This window comes from Pseudomonas sp. GD03858 (assembly GCF_029840925.1).
Lineage (GTDB): Bacteria > Pseudomonadota > Gammaproteobacteria > Pseudomonadales > Pseudomonadaceae > Aquipseudomonas.
This window is the reverse complement of the sequence record NZ_JAOCDM010000032.1, coordinates 1-19586: the sequence shown is the minus strand read 5'-3', so window position 1 is coordinate 19586 and position 19586 is coordinate 1. Positions and strand designations below refer to the sequence as shown.

23 protein-coding genes are annotated in these 19586 nt (G+C 64.1%); 8 read left to right on the top strand and 15 right to left on the bottom strand.

The genetic code is table 11. From position 1 onward, the window contains the following. Window positions 1-26: 26 nt before the first annotated feature. The gene (locus tag N5D48_RS11220) at window positions 27-1334 is read left to right on the top strand and encodes an FAD-binding oxidoreductase (RefSeq protein ID WP_279884104.1); all 1308 of its coding nucleotides are present in this window, start codon (window positions 27-29) and stop codon (window positions 1332-1334) included. Between the two features lie 159 nt (window positions 1335-1493). Here N5D48_RS11220 and fadD1 read toward each other — a convergent pair whose 3' ends face one another. Together fadD1 and fadD2 are read right to left on the bottom strand one after the other, a co-directional pair. Next, on the bottom strand, window positions 1494-3191 hold the full coding sequence (fadD1, locus tag N5D48_RS11215; RefSeq protein ID WP_279884102.1) for a long-chain-fatty-acid--CoA ligase FadD1: 1698 nt from the start codon (window positions 3189-3191) through the stop codon (window positions 1494-1496). 280 nt (window positions 3192-3471) lie between these two features. Then, window positions 3472-5160 carry a long-chain-fatty-acid--CoA ligase FadD2 gene (fadD2, locus tag N5D48_RS11210; RefSeq protein WP_279884100.1) on the bottom strand — a complete coding sequence of 563 codons (1689 nt, stop codon included), beginning with the start codon at window positions 5158-5160 and terminating at the stop codon, window positions 3472-3474. A 202-nt stretch (window positions 5161-5362) separates the two neighbouring features. On the opposite strand from fadD2, the gene N5D48_RS11205 reads away from it, so the two are divergent. Continuing rightward, window positions 5363-6307: a lysophospholipase gene (locus tag N5D48_RS11205; protein ID WP_279884098.1), complete on the top strand. Its 945-nt coding sequence runs from the start codon at window positions 5363-5365 to the stop codon at window positions 6305-6307. Window positions 6308-6337: 30 nt separating this feature from the next. Next, the gene (locus N5D48_RS11200; protein WP_279884096.1) at window positions 6338-6808 is read left to right on the top strand and encodes a MaoC family dehydratase; all 471 of its coding nucleotides are present in this window, start codon (window positions 6338-6340) and stop codon (window positions 6806-6808) included. Between the two features lie 44 nt (window positions 6809-6852). On the opposite strand, the gene N5D48_RS11195 is transcribed toward N5D48_RS11200, so the two are convergent. Genes N5D48_RS11195 through N5D48_RS11180 form a run of 4 tightly spaced genes read right to left on the bottom strand, consistent with a single transcriptional unit; the run spans window position 6853 to window position 9409 of the window. Continuing rightward, the gene (locus N5D48_RS11195) at window positions 6853-8100 is read right to left on the bottom strand and encodes an RNA polymerase sigma factor (protein WP_279884094.1); all 1248 of its coding nucleotides are present in this window, start codon (window positions 8098-8100) and stop codon (window positions 6853-6855) included. After that, window positions 8100-8585, bottom strand: a complete 486-nt coding sequence (locus N5D48_RS11190; RefSeq protein WP_279884092.1) for an SRPBCC family protein — start codon at window positions 8583-8585, stop codon at window positions 8100-8102. Before N5D48_RS11190 ends, N5D48_RS11195 begins: the two co-directional genes overlap by 1 nt. Window positions 8586-8606: 21 nt before the next feature. Next, on the bottom strand, window positions 8607-8951 hold the full coding sequence (locus tag N5D48_RS11185) for a YciI family protein (RefSeq protein ID WP_279884091.1): 345 nt from the start codon (window positions 8949-8951) through the stop codon (window positions 8607-8609). Between the two features lie 32 nt (window positions 8952-8983). Continuing rightward, complete coding sequence (locus N5D48_RS11180; protein ID WP_279884089.1) at window positions 8984-9409, bottom strand: nuclear transport factor 2 family protein; 426 nt, start codon at window positions 9407-9409, stop codon at window positions 8984-8986. A 152-nt stretch (window positions 9410-9561) separates the two neighbouring features. Between N5D48_RS11180 and N5D48_RS11175 the strand changes: the two genes are divergently transcribed. Continuing rightward, entirely contained in the window at window positions 9562-10371 is an 810-nt protein-coding gene (locus N5D48_RS11175; protein ID WP_279884087.1) for an AraC family transcriptional regulator, read from the top strand. Here the strand turns inward: N5D48_RS11175 and N5D48_RS11170 are convergent. The 4 genes from N5D48_RS11170 to N5D48_RS11155 form a co-directional block, all read right to left on the bottom strand. Further along, complete coding sequence (locus tag N5D48_RS11170; protein WP_279884085.1) at window positions 10335-10979, bottom strand: LysE family transporter; 645 nt, start codon at window positions 10977-10979, stop codon at window positions 10335-10337. The two genes, N5D48_RS11175 and N5D48_RS11170, sit on opposite strands and share 37 nt — an antisense overlap. Before the next feature lie 138 nt (window positions 10980-11117). Further along, window positions 11118-11450 (bottom strand): type II toxin-antitoxin system HicB family antitoxin, encoded by a 333-nt coding sequence (locus tag N5D48_RS11165; RefSeq protein WP_279884083.1) that lies wholly within the window; start codon window positions 11448-11450, stop codon window positions 11118-11120. Beyond that, complete coding sequence (locus tag N5D48_RS11160) at window positions 11447-11701, bottom strand: type II toxin-antitoxin system HicA family toxin (RefSeq protein WP_279884081.1); 255 nt, start codon at window positions 11699-11701, stop codon at window positions 11447-11449. The genes N5D48_RS11165 and N5D48_RS11160 overlap by 4 nt, the downstream gene beginning before the upstream one ends. 48 nt (window positions 11702-11749) lie before the next feature. Then, a complete protein-coding gene (locus tag N5D48_RS11155) occupies window positions 11750-12715 on the bottom strand; it encodes a threonine dehydratase (protein ID WP_279884079.1) in 966 nt (321 codons plus the stop codon). Window positions 12716-12805: 90 nt separating this feature from the next. Here N5D48_RS11155 and N5D48_RS11150 point away from each other — a divergent pair, with 90 nt between their 5' ends. Then, entirely contained in the window at window positions 12806-14227 is a 1422-nt protein-coding gene (locus tag N5D48_RS11150) for a PLP-dependent aminotransferase family protein (protein WP_279884077.1), read from the top strand. Between the two features lie 87 nt (window positions 14228-14314). Here the strand turns inward: N5D48_RS11150 and N5D48_RS11145 are convergent, their stop codons facing one another. Then, window positions 14315-14572, bottom strand: coding sequence for a DUF2790 domain-containing protein (locus N5D48_RS11145; protein ID WP_028693053.1), 258 nt, complete (start codon window positions 14570-14572; stop codon window positions 14315-14317). A 276-nt stretch (window positions 14573-14848) separates the two neighbouring features. Here N5D48_RS11145 and N5D48_RS11140 point away from each other — a divergent pair, with 276 nt between their 5' ends. Then, window positions 14849-15298 carry a GNAT family N-acetyltransferase gene (locus N5D48_RS11140; protein WP_279884075.1) on the top strand — a complete coding sequence of 150 codons (450 nt, stop codon included), beginning with the start codon at window positions 14849-14851 and terminating at the stop codon, window positions 15296-15298. Here the strand turns inward: N5D48_RS11140 and def are convergent. From def to N5D48_RS11125, 3 genes are all read right to left on the bottom strand, one after another. After that, entirely contained in the window at window positions 15253-15789 is a 537-nt protein-coding gene (gene def, locus N5D48_RS11135) for a peptide deformylase (protein ID WP_279884073.1), read from the bottom strand. The two genes, N5D48_RS11140 and def, sit on opposite strands and share 46 nt — an antisense overlap. Then, window positions 15789-16745 carry a YihY/virulence factor BrkB family protein gene (locus N5D48_RS11130; RefSeq protein ID WP_279884071.1) on the bottom strand — a complete coding sequence of 319 codons (957 nt, stop codon included), beginning with the start codon at window positions 16743-16745 and terminating at the stop codon, window positions 15789-15791. Before N5D48_RS11130 ends, def begins: the two co-directional genes overlap by 1 nt. 159 nt (window positions 16746-16904) lie before the next feature. Then, entirely contained in the window at window positions 16905-17084 is a 180-nt protein-coding gene (locus N5D48_RS11125) for a CsbD family protein (RefSeq protein WP_186661155.1), read from the bottom strand. Between the two features lie 264 nt (window positions 17085-17348). On the opposite strand from N5D48_RS11125, the gene N5D48_RS11120 reads away from it, so the two are divergent. Next, a complete protein-coding gene (locus tag N5D48_RS11120) occupies window positions 17349-17729 on the top strand; it encodes a hypothetical protein (protein ID WP_279884068.1) in 381 nt (126 codons plus the stop codon). Here the strand turns inward: N5D48_RS11120 and N5D48_RS11115 are convergent, their stop codons facing one another. Then, window positions 17730-18566, bottom strand: coding sequence for a S1-like domain-containing RNA-binding protein (locus N5D48_RS11115; protein WP_279884066.1), 837 nt, complete (start codon window positions 18564-18566; stop codon window positions 17730-17732). A 130-nt stretch (window positions 18567-18696) separates the two neighbouring features. Here N5D48_RS11115 and N5D48_RS11110 point away from each other — a divergent pair, with 130 nt between their 5' ends. After that, the gene (locus tag N5D48_RS11110) at window positions 18697-19557 is read left to right on the top strand and encodes a DUF6279 family lipoprotein (RefSeq protein WP_279884064.1); all 861 of its coding nucleotides are present in this window, start codon (window positions 18697-18699) and stop codon (window positions 19555-19557) included. The last annotated feature ends 29 nt before the right edge of the window (window positions 19558-19586 follow it).

Sequence of the window (19586 nt, the reverse complement as noted above, 5' to 3'; positions counted from 1 at the left end):
GACATGCATTACAACAAGGAACACTCATGAACGCAGCAACCCGCAATGGACCGGCCCAGCGCGCGCCGTCCTATTACAGCGCCACCCTCAACGACCACAGCGAATACCCCACGCTCGAGGGCACGGTGCAGGTGGACGTGGCGATCATCGGCGGCGGTTTCACCGGCGTGGCCACCGCGGTGGAACTGGCCGAACGCGGCCTGAAGGTGGCCATCGTCGAAACCAACCGCATCGGCTGGGGCGCCAGCGGGCGCAATGGCGGGCAGGTCACCGGCAGCCTGTCGGGTGACGAAGCCATGCGCACCCAGATGCGCCAGCGCCTGGGCAGCGAGGTGGATGATTTCATCTGGCACCTGCGCTGGCGCGGACACCAGGTCATCGAGCAGCGCGTCGAGCGCTACGGTATCCAGTGCGACCTCAAGCACGGACATTTGCACGCCGCCATGAAGCCCTCGCACATGAATGAGCTGCGCGCCTTCGAGAGCGAGGCCCAGCGTCGCGGCATGGGCGACCAGGTGCAGTTGCTCGACCGCGCCGAGGTGGCCAGCCACCTGCAGAGCCCGCTGTACCTCGGCGCGCTGAAAAACCGCCGCAACCTGCACCTGCACCCACTCAACCTGTGTCTGGGCGAAGCCCGCGCCGCCCATGGACTGGGCGCGCTGATCTTCGAGAACTCCGAGGTCCTCGACATCGTCCACGGCCCGCGCCCGGCAGTGGTCACCGCCCAGGGGCGGATCGAGGCGCGCCAGGTGATGCTGGCCGGCGACGTCTACCACAAGCTGGAAAAACGCCAGCTCAAGGGCAAGATCTTTCCGGCCATGGGCGGCATCGTCACCACCGCGCCGCTGGGCGAGCTGGCCGACCAGATCAATCCGCAAGACCTGGCGGTCTACGACTGTCGTTTCGTGCTCGACTACTACCGTCTGACGGCCGACAAGCGCCTGCTGTTCGGTGGTGGCGCCAACTACTCCGGGCGAGATTCACGGGACATCGAAGGCGAGCTGCGCCCGTGCATCGAGCGCACTTTCCCGGCGCTCAAGGGCGTGCCGATCGAGTTCCAGTGGAGCTGTGCCATGGGTATCGTGGTCAACCGCATCCCACAGCTGGGCAAGCTGTCGGACAACGTCTGGTACTGCCAGGGGTATTCCGGACACGGCATCGCCACCAGCCACATCATGGGCGAGATCATGGCCGAGGCGCTGACCGGGACGCTGGAGAAATTCGACACCTTCGCGGCGTGCAAGCACATCAAGGTGCCGATGGGGGATCTGCTGGGCAATCCGCTGCTGGCGGCGGGGATGTGGTACTACCAGATGCTGGAAAAACTGCGCTGAGCCGCAACTCTGCGCAATCTCTCCGTAGGAGCGGCCTTGTGTCGCGAAAGGGTCGCGAAGCGGCCCCAGGGTATCAACGATAAAGCATCAATCGATGGGGTGCTTCGCACCCCTTTCGCGACACAAGGCCGCTCCTACATCGATCGCATAGGCTGCGAGTCAGGCGATCTTCTTCAGGCCCTGCTTCTTCAGTTCTTCATCACGCAACTCGCGGCGCAGGATCTTGCCGACGTTGGTGGTCGGCAGTGCATCGCGGAACTCGATGGCCTTGGGCACCTTGTAGCCGGTGACGTTGGCACGCATGTGCTCCATCACCTGCTCCTTGGTCAGCGTCATGCCCGGCTTGACCACGATGAACACCTTGATCACCTCGCCGGACTTCTCGTCCGGGATGCCGATGGCCGCGCACTGCAACACGCCCGGCAACGCGGCAAGCACGTCCTCGAGCTCGTTGGGGTACACGTTGAAGCCCGACACCAGGATCATGTCCTTCTTGCGGTCGACGATGCGCATGTAGCCGTCCGGCTGGATCAACGCGATGTCACCGGTCTTCAGCCAGCCATTGCCGTCGAGGATCTCGGCGGTAGCGTCTTCGCGCTGCCAGTAGCCCTTCATCACCTGCGGGCCCTTCACGCACAGCTCACCCACTTCGCCCAGGGGCAGTTCCTGGCCGTTGTCGTCGATGATCTTGCACAGGGTGGAAGGTACCGGGATGCCGATGGTGCCGACCTGGTTGGCCTCGGACGGGTTGACCGCCGCCACCGGGCTGGTCTCGGTCATGCCGTAGCCTTCGCAGATGGCACAGCCGGTCACGGCCTTCCAGCGCTCGGCCACGCTCAGTTGCAGGGCCATGCCGCCGGACAAGGTAATTTTCAGCGCCGAGAAGTCCAGGCTGCGGAACGCCTCGTTGTTGCACAGGGCAACGAACAGGGTGTTCAGGCCGACGAAGCCGCTGAACTTCCACTTGCCGAGTTCCTTGACCATGGCCGGCAGGTCGCGCGGGTTGCTGATCAGCACGTTATGGTTGCCGATCAGCATCATGGCCATGCAATGGAAGGTGAAGGCGTAGATGTGGTACAGCGGCAGCGGGGTGATGAGGATTTCGCAGCCTTCGTGCAGGTTCGAGCCCATCAGCGCCCGGCACTGCAGCATGTTGGCGACGAGATTGCGATGCGTCAGCATGGCGCCCTTGGCCACGCCGGTGGTGCCGCCGGTATACTGCAGCACGGCGACATCGCCGGCTTGCGGGTTGGCCTCGGTAACCGCGCCGCCCTTGCCCAGTGCCAGGGCATCATTGAAGCGCACGGCGCCCGGCAGGCTGTAGGCCGGCACCATTTTCTTCACGTACTTGATGACGCTGTTGATCAGCAGGCGCTTGAGCGGTGGCAACAGGTCGGCCACTTCGGTGACAATGACGTGCTTGACCTGGGTCTTGGGCACGACTTTCTCGGCCAGGTGCGCCATGTTGGCCAGGCAGACCAGCGCCTTGGCGCCGGAGTCGTTGAACTGGTGCTCCATCTCGCGCGCGGTGTACAGCGGGTTGGTGTTGACCACGATCAATCCGGCACGCATGGCGCCGAACACGGCGACAGGGTATTGCAGGACGTTGGGCAACTGGACGGCGATGCGGTCACCGGGTTTCAGGTCGGTGTGCTGCTGCAGCCAGGCGGCGAAAGCGCCGGACAGGGTATAGAGCTCGCCGTAGGTGATGGTCTTGCCCAGGTTGCTAAAGGCAGGTTTGTCGGCAAAGCGTTGGCAGGATTGCTTGAGTACCGCCTGGATATTGGGGAATTCGTCAGGATTGATGTCCGCCGTAATTCCGGCTGGGTACTTATCCTTCCAAAAATGTTCGATCATGGAAGCCCGCTCCTTCAGCAACAGCGAATTCGGTACGCGTCGATGCGCTTATTATTGATATGAGAGGCCGGTTCATTGCAAACCGGATCCTCCAAAAGCGCGCCGAGAGTAACAGCTTTGCCAGGGGTCGCCTAGAGGCCGAAATGGGCCGACAGGTCACAAAAATGACTCAATGAACAATGCAAGTCATTTTTAGAGTAATTATACAAAATGTCGCAATTCAGGCCGAAAGCGGCAGGTTAGAGAGGTTTCACCCGCTCGACCCTGCCGCTTTATCGTTTCAGGCGATGTCACGCAATTCGCGACGCAGGATCTTGCCCACCGGAGTCATCGGCAACGACTCACGCAACACGATGTGCTTGGGCACCTTGTAGCCCGTGAAGTTGGCCTTGCAGAAGGCCTTGAGCTCATCGACGCTTACCCCGCCCGCCCGCGGCACGACGAACAGCTTCACCGCTTCGCCGGAGCGATCGTCGGGCACGCCGATCGCCGCGCAACTGGCCACCTGCGGATGGCTCATCACCACGTCCTCGATCTCGTTGGGATACACGTTGAAGCCTGAGACGATGATCATGTCCTTCTTGCGGTCGACGATGCGGGTGTAGCCATCGGCATCGATGATCGCGATGTCGCCGGTCTTGAACCAGCCATCGACATCCAGCGCCTGCGCGGTGGCTTCCGGCTGCTGCCAGTAGCCCTTCATCACCTGCGGCCCCTTGATGCACAGCTCGCCGCGCTCGCCCAGAGGCTGCTCGAGACCTTCATCATCGACCACCTTGAACGCGGTGCCGGGCACCGGGATACCGACAGTTCCCAGGCGCGCCAGCTGGCCATAGGGGTTGGTGCTGGCCACCGGCGAGGTTTCGGTCAGGCCATAGCCCTCGACGATACGGCAACCGGTCAGCGCCTCCCAGCGTTCGGCCGTGGCCTTGACCAGCGCGGTGCCACCGGAATTGGTGACCTTCAGCGCCGAGAAGTCGAGGGAGTTGAAGCCCGGGTTGTCCATCAGCGCGACGAACAGGGTGTTGAGCCCGAGCAGGGCCGAGAAGCGCCACTTGCCCAGCTCCTTGATGAAGCCTGGGATATCGCGCGGATTGGTGATGAGCACGTTGTGGTTGCCGGTGACCATCATGCACATGCAGTTCGCGGTGAAGGCATAGATGTGGTACAGCGGCAGCGGCGCGATCATCACCTCCTGCCCTTCCTTGATCAGCGGCTGACCATCGGGGCCGTGCTGGGCGAAACAGGCCAGCACCTGGAGCATGTTGGCGACCAGGTTGCCATGGGTGAGCATGGCGCCCTTGGCCAGGCCCGTGGTGCCGCCGGTGTACTGCAGCACCGCGACATCCCCCAGCGCCTGCACAACCGGCTTGTGGCCCAGCTCGCGGCCCTGGCGCAGGACCTGCTTGAATGAAACGGCCTGGGGCAACTGATAGGCCGGAACCATCTTCTTCAGCTTGTCGACCACGGTGTTGACCAGCCAGCCCTTGGCACTGGGCAACAGGTCGCCCATCTTCGCCTCGATCAGGTACTCGATGCCGGTGTCGGGCAGCACCTCCTGCACCCGCTTGCCGAACATGTTCAGGTAGACCAGGGCCCGCGCGCCGGAGTCCTTGAACTGGTGGCGCATCTCGCGCTCGGTGTACAGCGGGTTGGTGTTGACCACGATCAGCCCGGCGCGCATCGCGCCGAACACGGCAATGGGATACTGCAGAACGTTGGGCATCTGCACCGCGATGCGATCTCCCGGCTGCAGGTCGGTATGCTGCTGCAACCAGGCGGCGAAGGCTGCCGAATGGCGCTCCAGTTCCGCATAGCTGAGGGTTACGCCCAGGTTGCTGAACGCCGGACGGTCGGCGAAGCGCTTGCAGGAGCGCTCGAAGACGTCGACGACGGATGTGTATGCATTCATGTCAATGGTGGAAGGCACGCCCGCCGGGCGCTTGTCATTCCAGAAATCGGCTTGCATTTATTGTTGTTCCTCTGCCGGGAGCATCCCTGACCTGATCGCCTGATGGCAAAAAGGCGTTGCGCCGACGTTAGCAGCAATGTCGAAGGTGGCAAATACGCCAAGCACCGCCATTAACATTGTGAATCTCTTTTCTGGCCTTCCTGCAATCCAGCGCTTTGCGCATACACTGTTGACCAACCCCAGCGCGCAAGGACCCGCCATGCCCTATGACGCCTTCTGGCTACCCGCCAGCGAGCATTGCAGCCTGTACGTACACCAGTGGCTGCCGGCCACGCCGGTCAAGGCCGTGGTGCTGCTGGCCCATGGCATGGCCGAGCATGCCGGGCGCTACCAGCGCCTGGGGCATGCGCTCAACGAGGCGGGCTACGCCCTGTTCGCGCCCGACCTGCGCGGTCACGGCCGCACCGCCGAGCTCGGCTGCCTGGGCCTGTTCGCCCGGAAGAATGGCTGGAATGCCGTGGTCAACGACCTGGGCCTGCTCGCCCAGCACATCGGCCAGCAATTCCCCGGCACGCCACTGTTCCTGTTCGGCCACAGCATGGGCAGCTACATCGCCCAGGCCTACCTGCTGCACCACAGCGCCAGCTTGCAGGGCGCCGTGCTCAGCGGCTCGAACTTCCAGTCGCCGACGCTGTACCGCGCGGCACGCCTGATCGCCCGGTTCGAGACCTGGCGCCAGGGGCCACTGGGCAAGAGCGCGCTGATCGACTGGTTGTCGTTCGGCTCGTTCAACAAGGCGTTCAGGCCCAATCGCACCGCGTTCGACTGGCTCAGCCGGGATGACGCCGAAGTGGACAAGTATGTCGCCGATCCGCTGTGCGGCTTTCGCTGCAGCAACCAGCTGTGGCTCGACCTGCTGCATGGCCTGGCGCAGATCAGCCAGGCGCGGCACCTGGCGCAGATCGATCCGAACCTGCCGATACTGGTTACCGGCGGCGAATGTGATCCGGTGAGCGCCGGCAAGCGTCTCACCGATCTGGCCAATGCGTTGCGCGCGACCGGCAACCGTCATGTACAGTTGCACGTCTACCCCGGCGCGCGCCATGAAGTGCTCAACGAAACCCATCGCGACGAGGTCAGCGCCGACATCATCGCCTGGCTGGAGCAGGCGCTGGCCCTTGGCCGGCCCGCCCGCAGCGAGTGACAGGCCCTCGTCCCCAACTAGGAAGCCCTGATGACCCAGGTCACCAACACGCCTTACGAAGCCCTCGAAGTCGGCCAGAAAGCCGAGTACAAGAAGTCCGTGCAAGAGCGCGACATCCAGCTGTTCGCCGCGATGTCCGGCGACCACAACCCGGTGCACCTGGACGCCGAGTTCGCCGCCAAGAGCATGTTTCGCGAACGCATCGCCCATGGCATGTTCAGTGGCGCGCTGATCAGCGCCGCGGTGGCCTGCACCCTGCCCGGCCCTGGCACCATCTACCTGGGCCAGCAAATGAGCTTCCAGAAGCCGGTGAAGATCGGCGACCAGCTGACCGTGCGCCTGGAAATCCTCGAGAAACTGCCCAAGTTCAAGGTGCGCATCGCCACCAACGTCTACAACCAGAACGATGAGCTGGTGGTCGAAGGTGTCGCCGAGATCCTCGCGCCACGCAAGCAACAGACCGTCGAACTGGTGAGCCCGCCTAACTTCGTGGCTAGCTGATCGCCCCCTGTGGGAGCGGGTTTACCCGCTCCGCCAGGCACGGCTCATGATCGCCGGCCAAGCTCGCGCAGGCGCCGCTCGATGTGCCGGCGCTCCGGTCCTTGCCGGGTCAGCGCCAGCGCCTGTTGCCAGGCCTCGCGGGCCTGCGCGGTATTGCCCAGCTGGCAATGCAGTTCGGCCCGCGCCGCGTAAGCCAGGTGATACTCGCCCAACTCCCCGCGCTGGAGAATCGCCTCCACCGCCTGCAAGCCCACCGCGGCGCCGTCACGTCTGGCCAGCGCCACCGCCCGGTTCAGCTCCACCACCGGTGACGGCCAGTGGTGCTGCAACACATCGTAAAGGCCAACGATCTCGTCCCAGTCGGTGGCCTCGGCACTGGGCGCCTGCGCATGCAGCGCGGCAATCGCCGCCTGCACGCTGTAGGGACCGAACTGCCGACTGCGCAGCGCCCGCCGAACCAGCTGGCAGCCCTCATCGATCTGCGCCCGATCCCACAGGCTGCGATCCTGCTCGTCGAGCAGGATCAGGTCGCCGTGGGCATCGCTGCGGGCCTGCTGGCGCGAAGCCTGCAACAGCATCAGCGCCAGCAGCCCGAGCACTTCGGCATCCGGCAGCAGCTGCGCCAGCAATCGGCCCAGGCGGATAGCTTCGTCGGTCAGTTCTCGCGTGATCACGTCCTCGCCCGAGGACGCCGAATACCCCTCGTTGAATACCAGGTAGATCACCCGCAGCACGCTCTCCAGGCGCTCAGGCAACTCGGCCAGTTCCGGCACCTGGTAGGGAATCTGCGCGTCGCGGATCTTGGCCTTGGCCCGCACGATGCGCTGGGCGATGGTCGCTGGGCTCTGCAAAAACGCCCGGGCGATCTGCTCGGTGGTCAGGTCGCAGACTTCCCGCAACGTCAACGGCACCTGGGCGTCGAAGGCCAGCGCCGGATGACAACAGGTGAAGATCAGGCGCAGGCGATCATCGGCCAGCAGCTGTTCATCGCCGGGGTCGTGTGCCTGGCCTTCGAGCAGCATGATCAGGTCCGCCTGGGAGCGATCGAACCGGGCCCGGCGCCGCAAGGCGTCGATGGCCTTGAAGCGGCCCGCGGAGACCAGCCAGGCCCGCGGATTGTCCGGAATGCCGTCGCGCTGCCAGCGCTCGACGGCGATGAAGAAGGCATCGTGCAGGGCCTCCTCGGCCAGGTCGAAGTCCCCCAGCAGGCGAATCAGGGTCGCCAGGATGCGCCGGGAGTCGCGACGATAGACCGCCTCGACTTCCTGGCGCGCGCGCGCATCGCCCAGCATCAGTCCGGCATCCGCTGAGTCACCACCTCCACCAGGCGGTCCAGGCTTTCTCCCCAGCCCTGGTGAAAGCCCATTTCTTCGTGGGCCCGGCGGTCGGCGGCATTCCAGTGCCAGGCGCGGGCGGTGTAGCGCGTCCGGCCCTGTTCCTGTTCGAAGGTCACCACCGCGGTCATGAACGCCTTGTCCGAAGGCGCCCAGCCAGGGCGGAAGGCGTCGGTGAACACCAAGCGATCAGGCGCATGGATCTCCAGGAATACCCCCTGATGAGGGTACTCGCTGCCGTCGGGGGCTCGCATCAGCGTGCGGAACAGGCCACCAGGCCACAGTTGCATCTCGCATTCAGGCGTCGTCATGCCGTGCGGTCCCCACCACTGCTTCAGCCACTCGGGGTCGGTCCAGGCTCGGAACACCTTGGCCGGTGGCGCATCGATCAGGCGGCTGATGGACAGTTCATGCTGCGCCACCACAGGTTGTACCAGCGTCATTCTTGTTGTTCTCCGTCTGGGTCAGGGTTGCAGGTCTCGCACCGGCCGCACCTCGACGCTGCCCACGCGTGCCGCCGGAATGCCCCTGGCGATATTCAGCGCTTCGTTCAGGTCACGGGCATCGACCAGGTAGAAGCCGGCCAGTTGCTCCTTGGTCTCGGCGAACGGACCATCGGTGAGGCTCATCTGCCCACCGCGCACGCGCACCGTGGTGGCGGTCTGCACCGGCTTGAGCGCCTCGGCGGCCAGCATGCGCCCGGACGTCTGGATGGATTCGGCGTAGGCCATGCATTCGGCGTCCTCCGGACTATCGGGCAGGCTGTGCAACAGTGCTTCATCACAATAGACCAGGCACAGGTATTTCATGATCGTCTCCGGGGCGAAGTGGCAATGGGCGTTCAGGGTTTGAGATCGAACAACGCTTTTTGCGTTTCCATGTCGAACGGTGCCGACCAGTGTTCATGGATGACCTGCCATTGGCCGCCGCTGCGCCGGTAGCCGACCGTGGCCCGCATGAACCCGCACTGGCTCTCGTCATCGGACGGACCACAGCGGTTGAGCCAGTGGGCCAGGCCCAGGTCGCCATCGGCGTACACAGTCAGTTGCGCCAGCTCGAACACCATCGGTCCGGTGCACATGCCCATGCACATTTCCCAATGTGCGCGGTAGGCGGCCTTGCCCTTGAACTGCAAGGCCTGGATAGCGTCGAAGGCGACAATGTCGTCGGCGTAGGGGGCGACGATGCGGTCGACGTCACGCTCGCGCACGGCTTGCATCCACCGTTCGATCAGTTGCTCCAGTTCACGCTCGGCTGCAGTGTTCATCGGTGTTTCCTCCGTAGATTCATCAACGTTGGTGGTGACGCTTTCAACACTGGTCGAACGGGAAAACGGCAAATCGACAAGCCACGGAAAATTTTGACCCCAGCCCTGGACCTCCGCTAGCGTAGCGCCGATCAGACCGAGGGAGCCGACCGATGCCGATGACCTGTGCCCCCCTGCACACCAGCAGCGACCTGGAGCTTTCCTGGGTCCGCGCCGAGGGCGCAGCCAGCTTTGCCCGGCACACCCACGACGAGTACGTGCTGGGCGCCAACCTGTGCGGCCACGAACGGATCTGGCTGGATGGCCGGGAAATGGATGTGCCGGTCCGTCAGGCCACCCTGTACAACCCATTGGCCGTGCAGGGTTCGAACTTCGGCCCGGATGGCGTGGAGTACATCAGCCTGCACCTGCCGACCGACACCCTGCGCCAGGTGATCGGCGCCGAAAACCTGCGCTCCACTGACCAGCCCCCGACCTTTCAACAGGGCGTCCTGCCACACCAGGGGCTCTACTCAGCGCTGACCGAGTTGGCCGAGGCCCGCGACGACGAGCGAGAACAAGGTTTGTTGCTGCTGCTCGCGCAACTGCTGGAGCAACCCTGCGCAACGCCGGGCGAGCAGTCAGCCGCCATCGCCCGCAGCCAGGCTGCGATGCGGGCCAACCTGAATGGGCGCCTCGATCTCGAGCAACTGGCCGAACTGGCCGGGCTGAGCAAGTACCACTATGCCCGCTGTTTCAAAAAGGCCACGGGCCTGGGCCCCTTGCAGTACCACATGCAACTGCGCCTGATCGAGGCCCGCCATCGGCTGCGCCGGGGGCTGCATCCACAGGACGTGGCGCTGGACCTGGGCTTCTATGACCAGAGCCACTTCATCACCGCCTTCCGTCGCGCCCATGGTTTCACCCCGCAACACTATGCGGCGAGCTACAGGGGTGGGCTGGCGAGAATGAACTCACGATAGCCGGAAACGATCACGTAGACGGCGAAGTAGCAGAAGATCGCCGCCGACAGCACATAGGACCAGGTCAGCAGCCGGTCACCGAGCAACCGCCCGCCATGGCTGGCCGCAGCGCACAGCGACACGCACCAGAACAACCCGGCCGCGAAGAACCCCGCCAGGAACAGCCCGGCCTCAAGCGGGCCGCCAGTTCCGGAACGAGAAATCAGCACCCCGCCCACGGCAGCGAACCAGAGGATCGCACTGGGCGAGGACATGGCCAGGAAGATCCCACGCAGAAATTCGCGCCAGCCCGACTCCACCACCACCTGCCCCCGCGACTCCAGATGCCCGCCACGCCAGGCCGCCAGCAGCATCTTCACGGCAAACCACACCAGCAGCGCCGAACCGCCTAGCCAAAGGGTCCAGCGCACGGCTTCGAACTGCAGCAGCACGGCCATCCCGGCCAAGGCGGCAATGGCATAGACCAGGTCGCCGACACAGGTCCCCAGGCCCAGCCAGAAGCCCTGCAGAAAGCCGCGCTGCATGGCCAGGGTGATCATCGCGATATTGGCCATGCCGATGTCCAGGCATAGGGAAAGGCTAAGCAGAAAACCATTGGAAAATGCCATGCAGCACTCGGAACAGGAGGAAGGAAACGCCATTCAACCGTGGCCAGGCCACGTGCGTATTGGAAAAAATTGCGCCCGCTAGTGTGGTGTTTTGCAAAAAGCGCCGCGAGTTATGGTCGTTATTTGTGAAACACCACACTAGGCCATCGCCGCCTGCTCGAATACCTCGTCGGCCCACTGGTTGAGGCTCTTTCCGGCCGCCCGTGCGGCGATGCTCGCGGCGGCATGGACTTCGGGACGAATCCTCAGCATGACCTTGCCTGAGGCCGGCTTCTCGGGGGTGATGCCTTGTTCGGCGCAATCGGCCAGATAGTCCTCCAGCGCCTCGCGAAACGCTTCGTGCAGTTCCGGGACGGAACTGGCGTGGAAACTGATGATGTCACGCATGCCCAGCACACGACCGACGAAGATATCGTCGCGCTCGTCGTACTCGATGCGGGCGGCGTAGCCTTTGAAGCGCATGCAGCTCATGGTCGGACTCCCGCCCGCAACAGGAACTCGCGGGCTTCTTCTATCTGATATCGCCTGGCCTCCTTGCCAGGATGGGGACGATGACACCGCCAGCATTGCTCGCCCAGCAGGATCTTGACCCTGGAGCCCTGGCGCTCGAGCACCTGGCCGCCAAGGTGCAGCACAAGGGCCTCGATCTCGGCGAACGGCAGCGCAGGCGTGGTCGGTGTTCTGAAGATACAGTCCAGAATCTTGCGATATCGAGTGTTCATCGGAAAATGCTATCAAATAAAGATAGCATCCTCGTCACCAACATTCATTCAGGATTTTTCATTCCCCATCAACACCTGTGCATAGCGCCCGCGATCCACGTTGGCGCCACTGAGCACCACCGCCACACGCTTGCCGGCCTGACGCCCACGCTCCTGCATCAATGCGGCCAGGGCGGCCGCGCCGGCCCCTTCGGCGGTGTTGTGGGTAGTCTCGTGATAGAGCCGCATGGCCTCGGCGATCTCGTCGTCGCTCACTCGCACGATACGTGCGGCATGCTCGCGGACCAAAGCGAAGGCGTCGGGGTGTGGCACGCGACAGGCCATGCCGTCGGCGAAGGTGTCGGCGCTGGCGGTGGTGACGATGCGGCCCAGCTCGAAGCTGCGGGCGTAAGCGTCCGCGGCAGAGGACACCACGCCGACGATCTCGGTGGACAGCCCCAGCAGGTTGCGCGCTTGGATCAGCCCGCAAATGCCCGAGCCCATGCCGATCGGCACGTACACGCAATCCAGATCCGCCACCGCCTCGAACAGTTCCAGCGCATAGGTGGCCACGCCGCGCACCAGTTCCGGGTGGAACGACGGGACCATCGCGTAGCCGCGCTCATCGGCCAGGCGCGCCGCCTCCTCACGGGCAACGTCGAAATCCACGCCGTGCTCCACCAGTTCCGCGCCCAGGGCGCGCATGGCCGCGTTCTTCTCCCGCGAATTGCCTTGCGGCACCACGATCACCAGCGGCAGCCGCGCCTGACGCGCCGCCAGGGCCATGCTCTGGCCATGATTGCCTCGGGTGGCGGTGACCAACCCACGGGGCACGTCGCCACCGGCCAACAGGGAACGCACATAGACCAGCCCGCCACGCACCTTGAAGGCACCGGTGGGGGCATGGTTCTCATGCTTGACCCACAACTGGCAACCCAGCCGCTCGGCCAGCAACGGCCAGGCGTGCTGCGGAGTCGGCGGAACGTGCTGGTGAACAAAGTCGGCGGCTTCACGTAGGGCGGGCAAGTCGAACATGGCGATCTTCCTTCATCGGTAGGGCTTGATGCGATCCTAAACGCCGCTCATTGTATGGGTCCAAATATATATTGCATGGGTAGCAATTTCGTGTGGACTCCATCCCTGCCAGACAACGACCAGCCGCGTTACCTGGCGCTGGTCGAGGCCATCGCCGGCGCCATCGAACGAGGTGAACTCAAAGCCGGTGAACGCCTGCCGCCTCAGCGCCGCCTGGCCTGGGCGTTGGGCCTGAATCCGAGCACCACGCAACAAGCCTATCGCGAAGCCGCGGCGCGGCACCTGGTATCCGGGGAGGTGGGCCGCGGCACCTATGTGCTGGCCAGCAGCAAGGAAGCGACGCTGTTTCGCCTCAAGCAACCCAACCGCCAGCACCAGGTGATCGACTTGTCGACCAACGTGCCGGTGGCCGACCCGCGCAATCTCGATCTCGAGCACAGCCTGCAAAGACTGCTCGAACAGCGAGAAACCGCCCTGCTCGACCATTACCTGGGACCGGAGCGACTGCTGCTGGGGCGGATCCAGGGCGCGCGCTGGCTAGGCAACCGCGGCCTGGACCTGAGACCCGAGGAAGTGCAGCTCTGCGCTGGCGCCCAGCAGGCCCTGACCCTGGTGTTGCAGTCGTTGTGCCAGCCGGGCGAGCCGGTGATGGTCGAAGCACTGACCGCCCCTGGCATCAAGGCGGCCTGCCGCCAGCTGCGCCTGCCGGTGCAGGGCGTAGCCCTGGATGAACAGGGACTACGCCCGGACGAGCTGGACCGCGTCGTGCGAGCCAGTGGCGCGCGGGTACTGGTGAGCACCCCGACCCTGCACAACCCGACCGGGGCGTGCATGGGCGAGACTCGGCGCCAGGCGCTGGCCGAGGTCGCCAGGCGTCATGAGTTGCTGGTGATCGAAGATGACGTGTATGGCGCGTTGACCGATAGCCCGCCACTCTATCCTTTGCTCGAAGGCCGCGGCGTGCTGATCAGCAGCTTGTCCAAGACCGTGGCCGCCGGCCTGCGCCTGGGCTGGATCGTGGCCCGGCCAGGGTTGCTGGAGCAGATCGATCCTTATGCCCAGGCCACCCACTGGTCGGTGTCGCCGCTGAACTTGCATATCGCTTGCCAATGGATTTCCGATGGGACCGCTGCCCGGCGCCTGGCCTGGCAGCGGGAGGAACTCGGCGAGCGCTGGCGTCTGGCGCGGGCACTGCTGGGGGATGCACTGCCGATCGCCGGCGTGCCGTCGCCCCATGCTTGGCTGGCCACGCCTGGAGAAGCCGAGGCAGTGGTGGCCCGGTGTCGGGCGCAAGGGGTGGAGATCGTGCCAGCCAGCGTGTTCGCGGTGGGCACGGAGCGCGTGCGGGCGGTGCGGGTCAGCCTGTCGGCGGCGCACAGCCGGGCGCAATTGAAGCAGGGGCTGGAGCTTGTGGGGGCAACAGTCTTGCAGGGGGCTCAAGATATACACATGCCCCTGTGGGAGCGGCCTTGTGTCGCGAAAGGGCCGCAACGCGGCCCCGGCGATCTCTAAGCCAACACTGAACCTGGGGCTGCTACGCAGCCCTTTCGCGACACAAGACCGCTCCCACAGGGATTGCGCACGGCTCTATTGCAAGGCTCAATTCAACCGGCAGCCCTCACCCAGGGCGCGGTATTGAAGGGTGTGCACCTGTCCTTGATGGTCCTCGTAGGTCATGGTGGCGGGCACCACTTCACAGACGTTGGGGATCGTCGACAGGCTGATCACGCGCTTGATGTCGAGGTTGGTGGAATAGTCGTACTGCTCGACCACGGGTTGGGTATCTGCGGTCTTGACCTGGTCCGCGAAGGCGAGCGAGGACATACCGACCAATGCAAGAATCAGTAAGGCTTTCATGGATAACGACCTTGAAGGCTATCAAGCTGATCGCGTGACTTCTGATGCCGTCAATGGCGCGGAGAAGTTGTCATCGACTGCGAAGATGACACGAAGTACCGATCCCGCTTTATCGTACTGCCGGGGGGATGAGTGAAAGTCTACTCCGCAGTCAGAATAGTTGAACCCCGGAGTCGGATATTCACCCTTGCCGGATTTGCAACAATCTGCGACAAAGCACCGTCATTTTTTCTGCCTGGCCCGCGACAGCGACTTGCACTGCCCTATGAACCACACATGCCGCCCCTGACCTGCTCCCGCCTGCCCCTGATCCAGCGCCGCCTGCTGGACCTGTTCTATCGCCAGCATGGTTCGCGCATGCGCGCCGCTGGCGACGGCGAGCAGTGGGTGACGCGCAGCGGTGAAATCATTGGCGGGCTGAACCTGTCACCCATAGCGGGCGGCTACTGGCTGACCGGCCTGTTCGTCGCCCCACAATGGCGTGGCCAGCAGATCGCCTCTCAGTTGGTGGACGCCGCGCTTGCCGAAAGCAGCGGCGCAACCTGGCTGTTCTGCCATCCGGATCTGACGCCCTTCTACCAGCGCCTGGCCTTCACCCCAGCCACCACGCTGCCCGAAGCCCTGGCCGCGCGCCTGGCCCGTTACCAGCGCAGCAAGCCCCTGGTGGCACTGGTGCGGGATCAGTCGTCGGCCACATCGAGCCCGGGGAACAGCACCTCGGTGTAGCCGAACTTGCTGAAGTCCTGGATGCGCGAGGGGTACAACCGGCCGATCAGGTGGTCGCATTCATGCTGCACCACCCTGGCGTGGAAGCCGTCGGCAAAGCGGTTGATCGGGTTGCCCTGCGGGTCGATGCCCGAGTAGCTGATGTGCTTGTAGCGCGGCACCACGCCACGCAGGCCCGGGACCGACAGGCAGCCCTCCCAGCCATCCTCGACTTCGCTTGCCAGCGGCGTGATCACTGGGTTGAGCAAGATGGTCCGCGGTACCGGCTCGGCGTCCGGGTAGCGCTCACTGCGCTCGAAGCCGAAGATCACCAGCTGCAGGTCGATGCCGATCTGCGGCGCGGCCAGGCCGACACCACCGACATGGGCCATGGTCTCGAACATGTCGTCGATCAGTTGCTCGAGCTCGGGGCTGCCGAGCATGTGCTCCGGCACTGGCGGGGCGATGCGCAGCAGGCGTTCGTCGCCCATCTTGAGAATGTCGCGGATCATCAGGTATTCGGCTCGCGGGTCTGGGGTTCGGGAGTCACCGGGTGCTCATGGCCTAGCACGGTGACAGTCTGTTGCGGATTGTCCTGGGCGAATTCCTTCTCGCCGGGGTTCTTGCCCTCGGCGGACATATGCTCGATCACCGCGTTCATCTCGGCCCCCAGCAGCAGCACGGCAGCGGAGATGTAGAAGTACAGCAACAGCACGATGATCGCCCCGATACTGCCATACATGGCGTTGTAGTCGGCAAAGGTCTTCACGTAGTAGGCAAAGCCCAGCGACGCGATGATCCACACCACCACCGCCAGCACCGAGCCTGGGGTGATGAAACGGAATTTCTGCTTCACATCGGGCATCACGTAGTAGATCAGCGCCACCGCCACCATCATCAGGATGATGATCGCCGGCCAGCGCAGTACCGTCCAGACCACGACCACCGCCTCCTGCAGTCCCACCTGGGCGGCGATCCACTCCATGACCTGCGGCCCGAGCACCATCAGCGCCGCCGCCGCCAGCAACATGCCGGCGATGCCGACGGTGTAGATGATCGACAGCGGAAAGCGCTTCCACACCGGACGCCCTTCCGCTACGTCGTAGGCCGCGTTCATCGCGCTCATCATCAGGCGCACGCCCGCCGAGGCCGTCCACAGGGCGATCACGATACCCACCGACAGCAAGCCACCCTTGGACTGCTGCAACTGGTCGATCACCGGGTTGACCTGTTCCAGCGCCTGGGGCGGCAATACCAGCTCCGACTGCAGGCGCAGCCAGGAAAAGAAGTCGGGCAAGTGCAGGAAACCGATCAGGGCGATCAGGAACAGCAGGAAGGGGAACAACGAGAACAGCATCTGGTAGGCCAGCGCGGAGGCATAGGTGGACATCTCGTCGTCGAGAAACTCTTTGACGGTACGCACCAGCACGCGGTGCAGGGGCAGGCCGCGCAGGTCGGGGAAAATCATAGCGTCTCCTTTCGCCGCTTGATCGGGGTGACAATGCAACAAGTCTAATAGACCAGAGGGTGGACGTGCTGTTCGCTGGCGCACAATGCAATCGCGGGGCCAGCCCGCTCCCACCGGTTGGGTTGGGAACGGGCTGGCCCCGCGAAAATGCCACTGAGGTCAAGGTTTCTTCACGGCATCCTTGACCTTGCCCACCGCCTGCTGCGCCTCGCCCTTGAGCTCCTGGGCCTTGCCCTCGGCGCGCAGCTTGTCGTTGCCGGTCACCTTGCCGACGCCCTGCTTGATGTTGCCCACGGCCTCGTTGGCCAGGCCTTTCGCTTTATCCTTGGTGCCGCTCATGGGATGTCTCCTAGCGAGAAAGACACGGGAAATCGTGTCGACAACCAGTCGACCCACGGCCATCGGCAGGAGTTTCAATCGGTTTGCCTGCCGCCAGCTCAACGGCTTCGCGCGCGCCTGGCAGGTGCTTGCCCTGCCCTTTGGGCTGCGCTGGCATGCAGCGAACGCCGTGATAACGATCACCTGCGTGGGAGCGGGCTTGCCCCGCGATTGGCCCGCCCGCACAATATCGGGCCAATCTAGCGTCAACCCGCAGGAACCTGCATGAAACTCGACAAGCCCACCGCCATTGCTCGGCGCAACGAAGCGCTGACCCGGCCGGTGCTCGACCGCGACAACACCCTCTTCGCCATCCTCGACAAGAAGCGCAACCTGTGGTGGTTCGAGGTACCGGTGGCGCTGCTGCGCAAAGGCCAGCCCGACTGGGTCAACCTGTTGCTGCACACCCCGGAAACCGACGAACTGCAGCACCTGAAGGTGCCGACCAACTTCCTGCGCGCGCACCAGGAGCAGATGGAAGTGCGCAACGCCGGCAAGCGCCGCTCGACCATCAGCCTGGCGCTGAGCGCCGATCGCGATTCGCTGCTGCGCGACACCCGCCCGGGCGGCGAGCAGCTGGATTTCCGCAGCTTCGTGCAGGCCTGATCAGGCCCGCTCGATGCGATCGTCATGGATGACGATCCGGCCCTGCTTGAACAGTGCGCCGATGGCTTTCTTGAAATTGCCCTTGCTGACATTGAACATCTGGCTGATCAGCGCCGGATCGCTCTTGTCGCACACCGGCAGCACGCCACCGGCGGCTTCCAGGCGCTGCATGATCTGCTCGTGCAGGCCGTCGGCCAGAGCCTGTCCCACCGGCTGCAGGCTCAGGGCGATCTTGCCGTCGGCCCGCACTTCCTTGATGAAACCCTTCTCGTGCATGCCCGAGCGCAGGAACTTGAACACCTCGTTCTTGTGGATCAGGCCCCAGTGGCGGTTGTTGATGATTGCCTTGAAGCCCATCGGCGTCTCACCGGCCACCAGCAGCTCGACGGGCTGACCGACCTGGTAGTCGACCGGCGTGCGGTCCAGGTAGCGATCGAGCTTGGCGGTGGCGGTGATGCGCCGGGTGCGTTTGTCCAGGTAGGCGTGGACCACGCAGTAGTCGCCGATCTTCAGCGGGCGGGACTCTTCCGAGTACGGCATCAACAGGTCCTTGGACAGGCCCCAGTCGAGGAAGATGCCCGCGCCGTTGATGTCCTTGACCTTGAGGCTGGCGAACTCGCCGACCTGCATCTTCGGTTTTTCGGTGGTGGCGATCAGCTGGTCTTCGCTGTCGAGGTAGATGAACACGTTGAGCCAGTCGTCCAGCTCGAGCTCGGCATCCTTGGGGAAGTAACGCCGTGGCAGGAGGATCTCGCCGTCGGCGCCGCCATCCAGGTACAGGCCGAATTCCACGTGTTTAACGATTTGCAAACTGTTGTAACGCCCAAGCAGAGCCATTTCCGAAGATCCTCAAGACAAGGCGGCTATTCTAACACCTGACCCGCCCGACCGCCCGAGCGCGCATGCGCAGGAACCCTCGGGCCCACCTTGCGTCCACCGCCTGGCCAGCCCGTGCAAGGATTCGCTCATGCCCCTACGCCTGACCCACGCCCTGCTACTCGTCATCGGCTTAGCCCTGGCCCTGACGGCCTGCAGCCGCATCGACCTGGCCTACCGCAACCTCGACCGCCTGGTCCCCTGGTCGCTGGACGATTATCTGGACATGAACCGCGAGCAGAAGCAACTGCTCGACGAACGGCTCAAGACACACCTGGCCTGGCATTGCAGGACCCAACTGCCCGGCTACCTCGACTGGCTCGATCGTGTGCGGCTGATGGTCGCCAATGACGCGGTAACCGACGAAGCCCTGCAACAGCGTACCGCCGAGGCGCGCCTGGCCATTGGCCGGGTCACCGAGGCGATCACCCCATCCGCCGCCGAGCTGCTACGCGGCATGAGCGACCGGCAGGTCGACGAGATGCGCCAGGCTTTTCGCGCGGATATCGACAAACGTCAAAAGGAGTACGTCGACACGCCCTTGGCCAAGCAGGTCGACAACCGCGCCGCGCGCATGCGCAAGCGCCTCGAACCCTGGCTGGGCGAGCTCAACGCCGAGCAGCGCCTGCGCGTGATGAGCTGGTCGCAGGCCCTGGGCGACCAGAATCGCCAGTGGATCGCCAATCGCGCCCACTGGCAGCAGCAACTGGTGCTGGCGATGAACCAGCGCGACACCCCTGCCTTCGAGCCGCGCCTGGCGCAGCTGCTGCAACGCAAGGAGAGCCTGTGGACGCCAGCGTACCGTCAGGCGTTCCAGAATACCGAACGACAGGCACGCAGCCTGATGGTCGACCTGATGAAGCAGAGCACTGCGGCGCAACGGCAGTTCCTGCAACAACGGCTGATCAAGGTGCGGGCGGATTTCAGTGAGCTCAAATGCCTGAAAGGTTGAAGATCACAAGGCTATTGCGCAGCTCATCT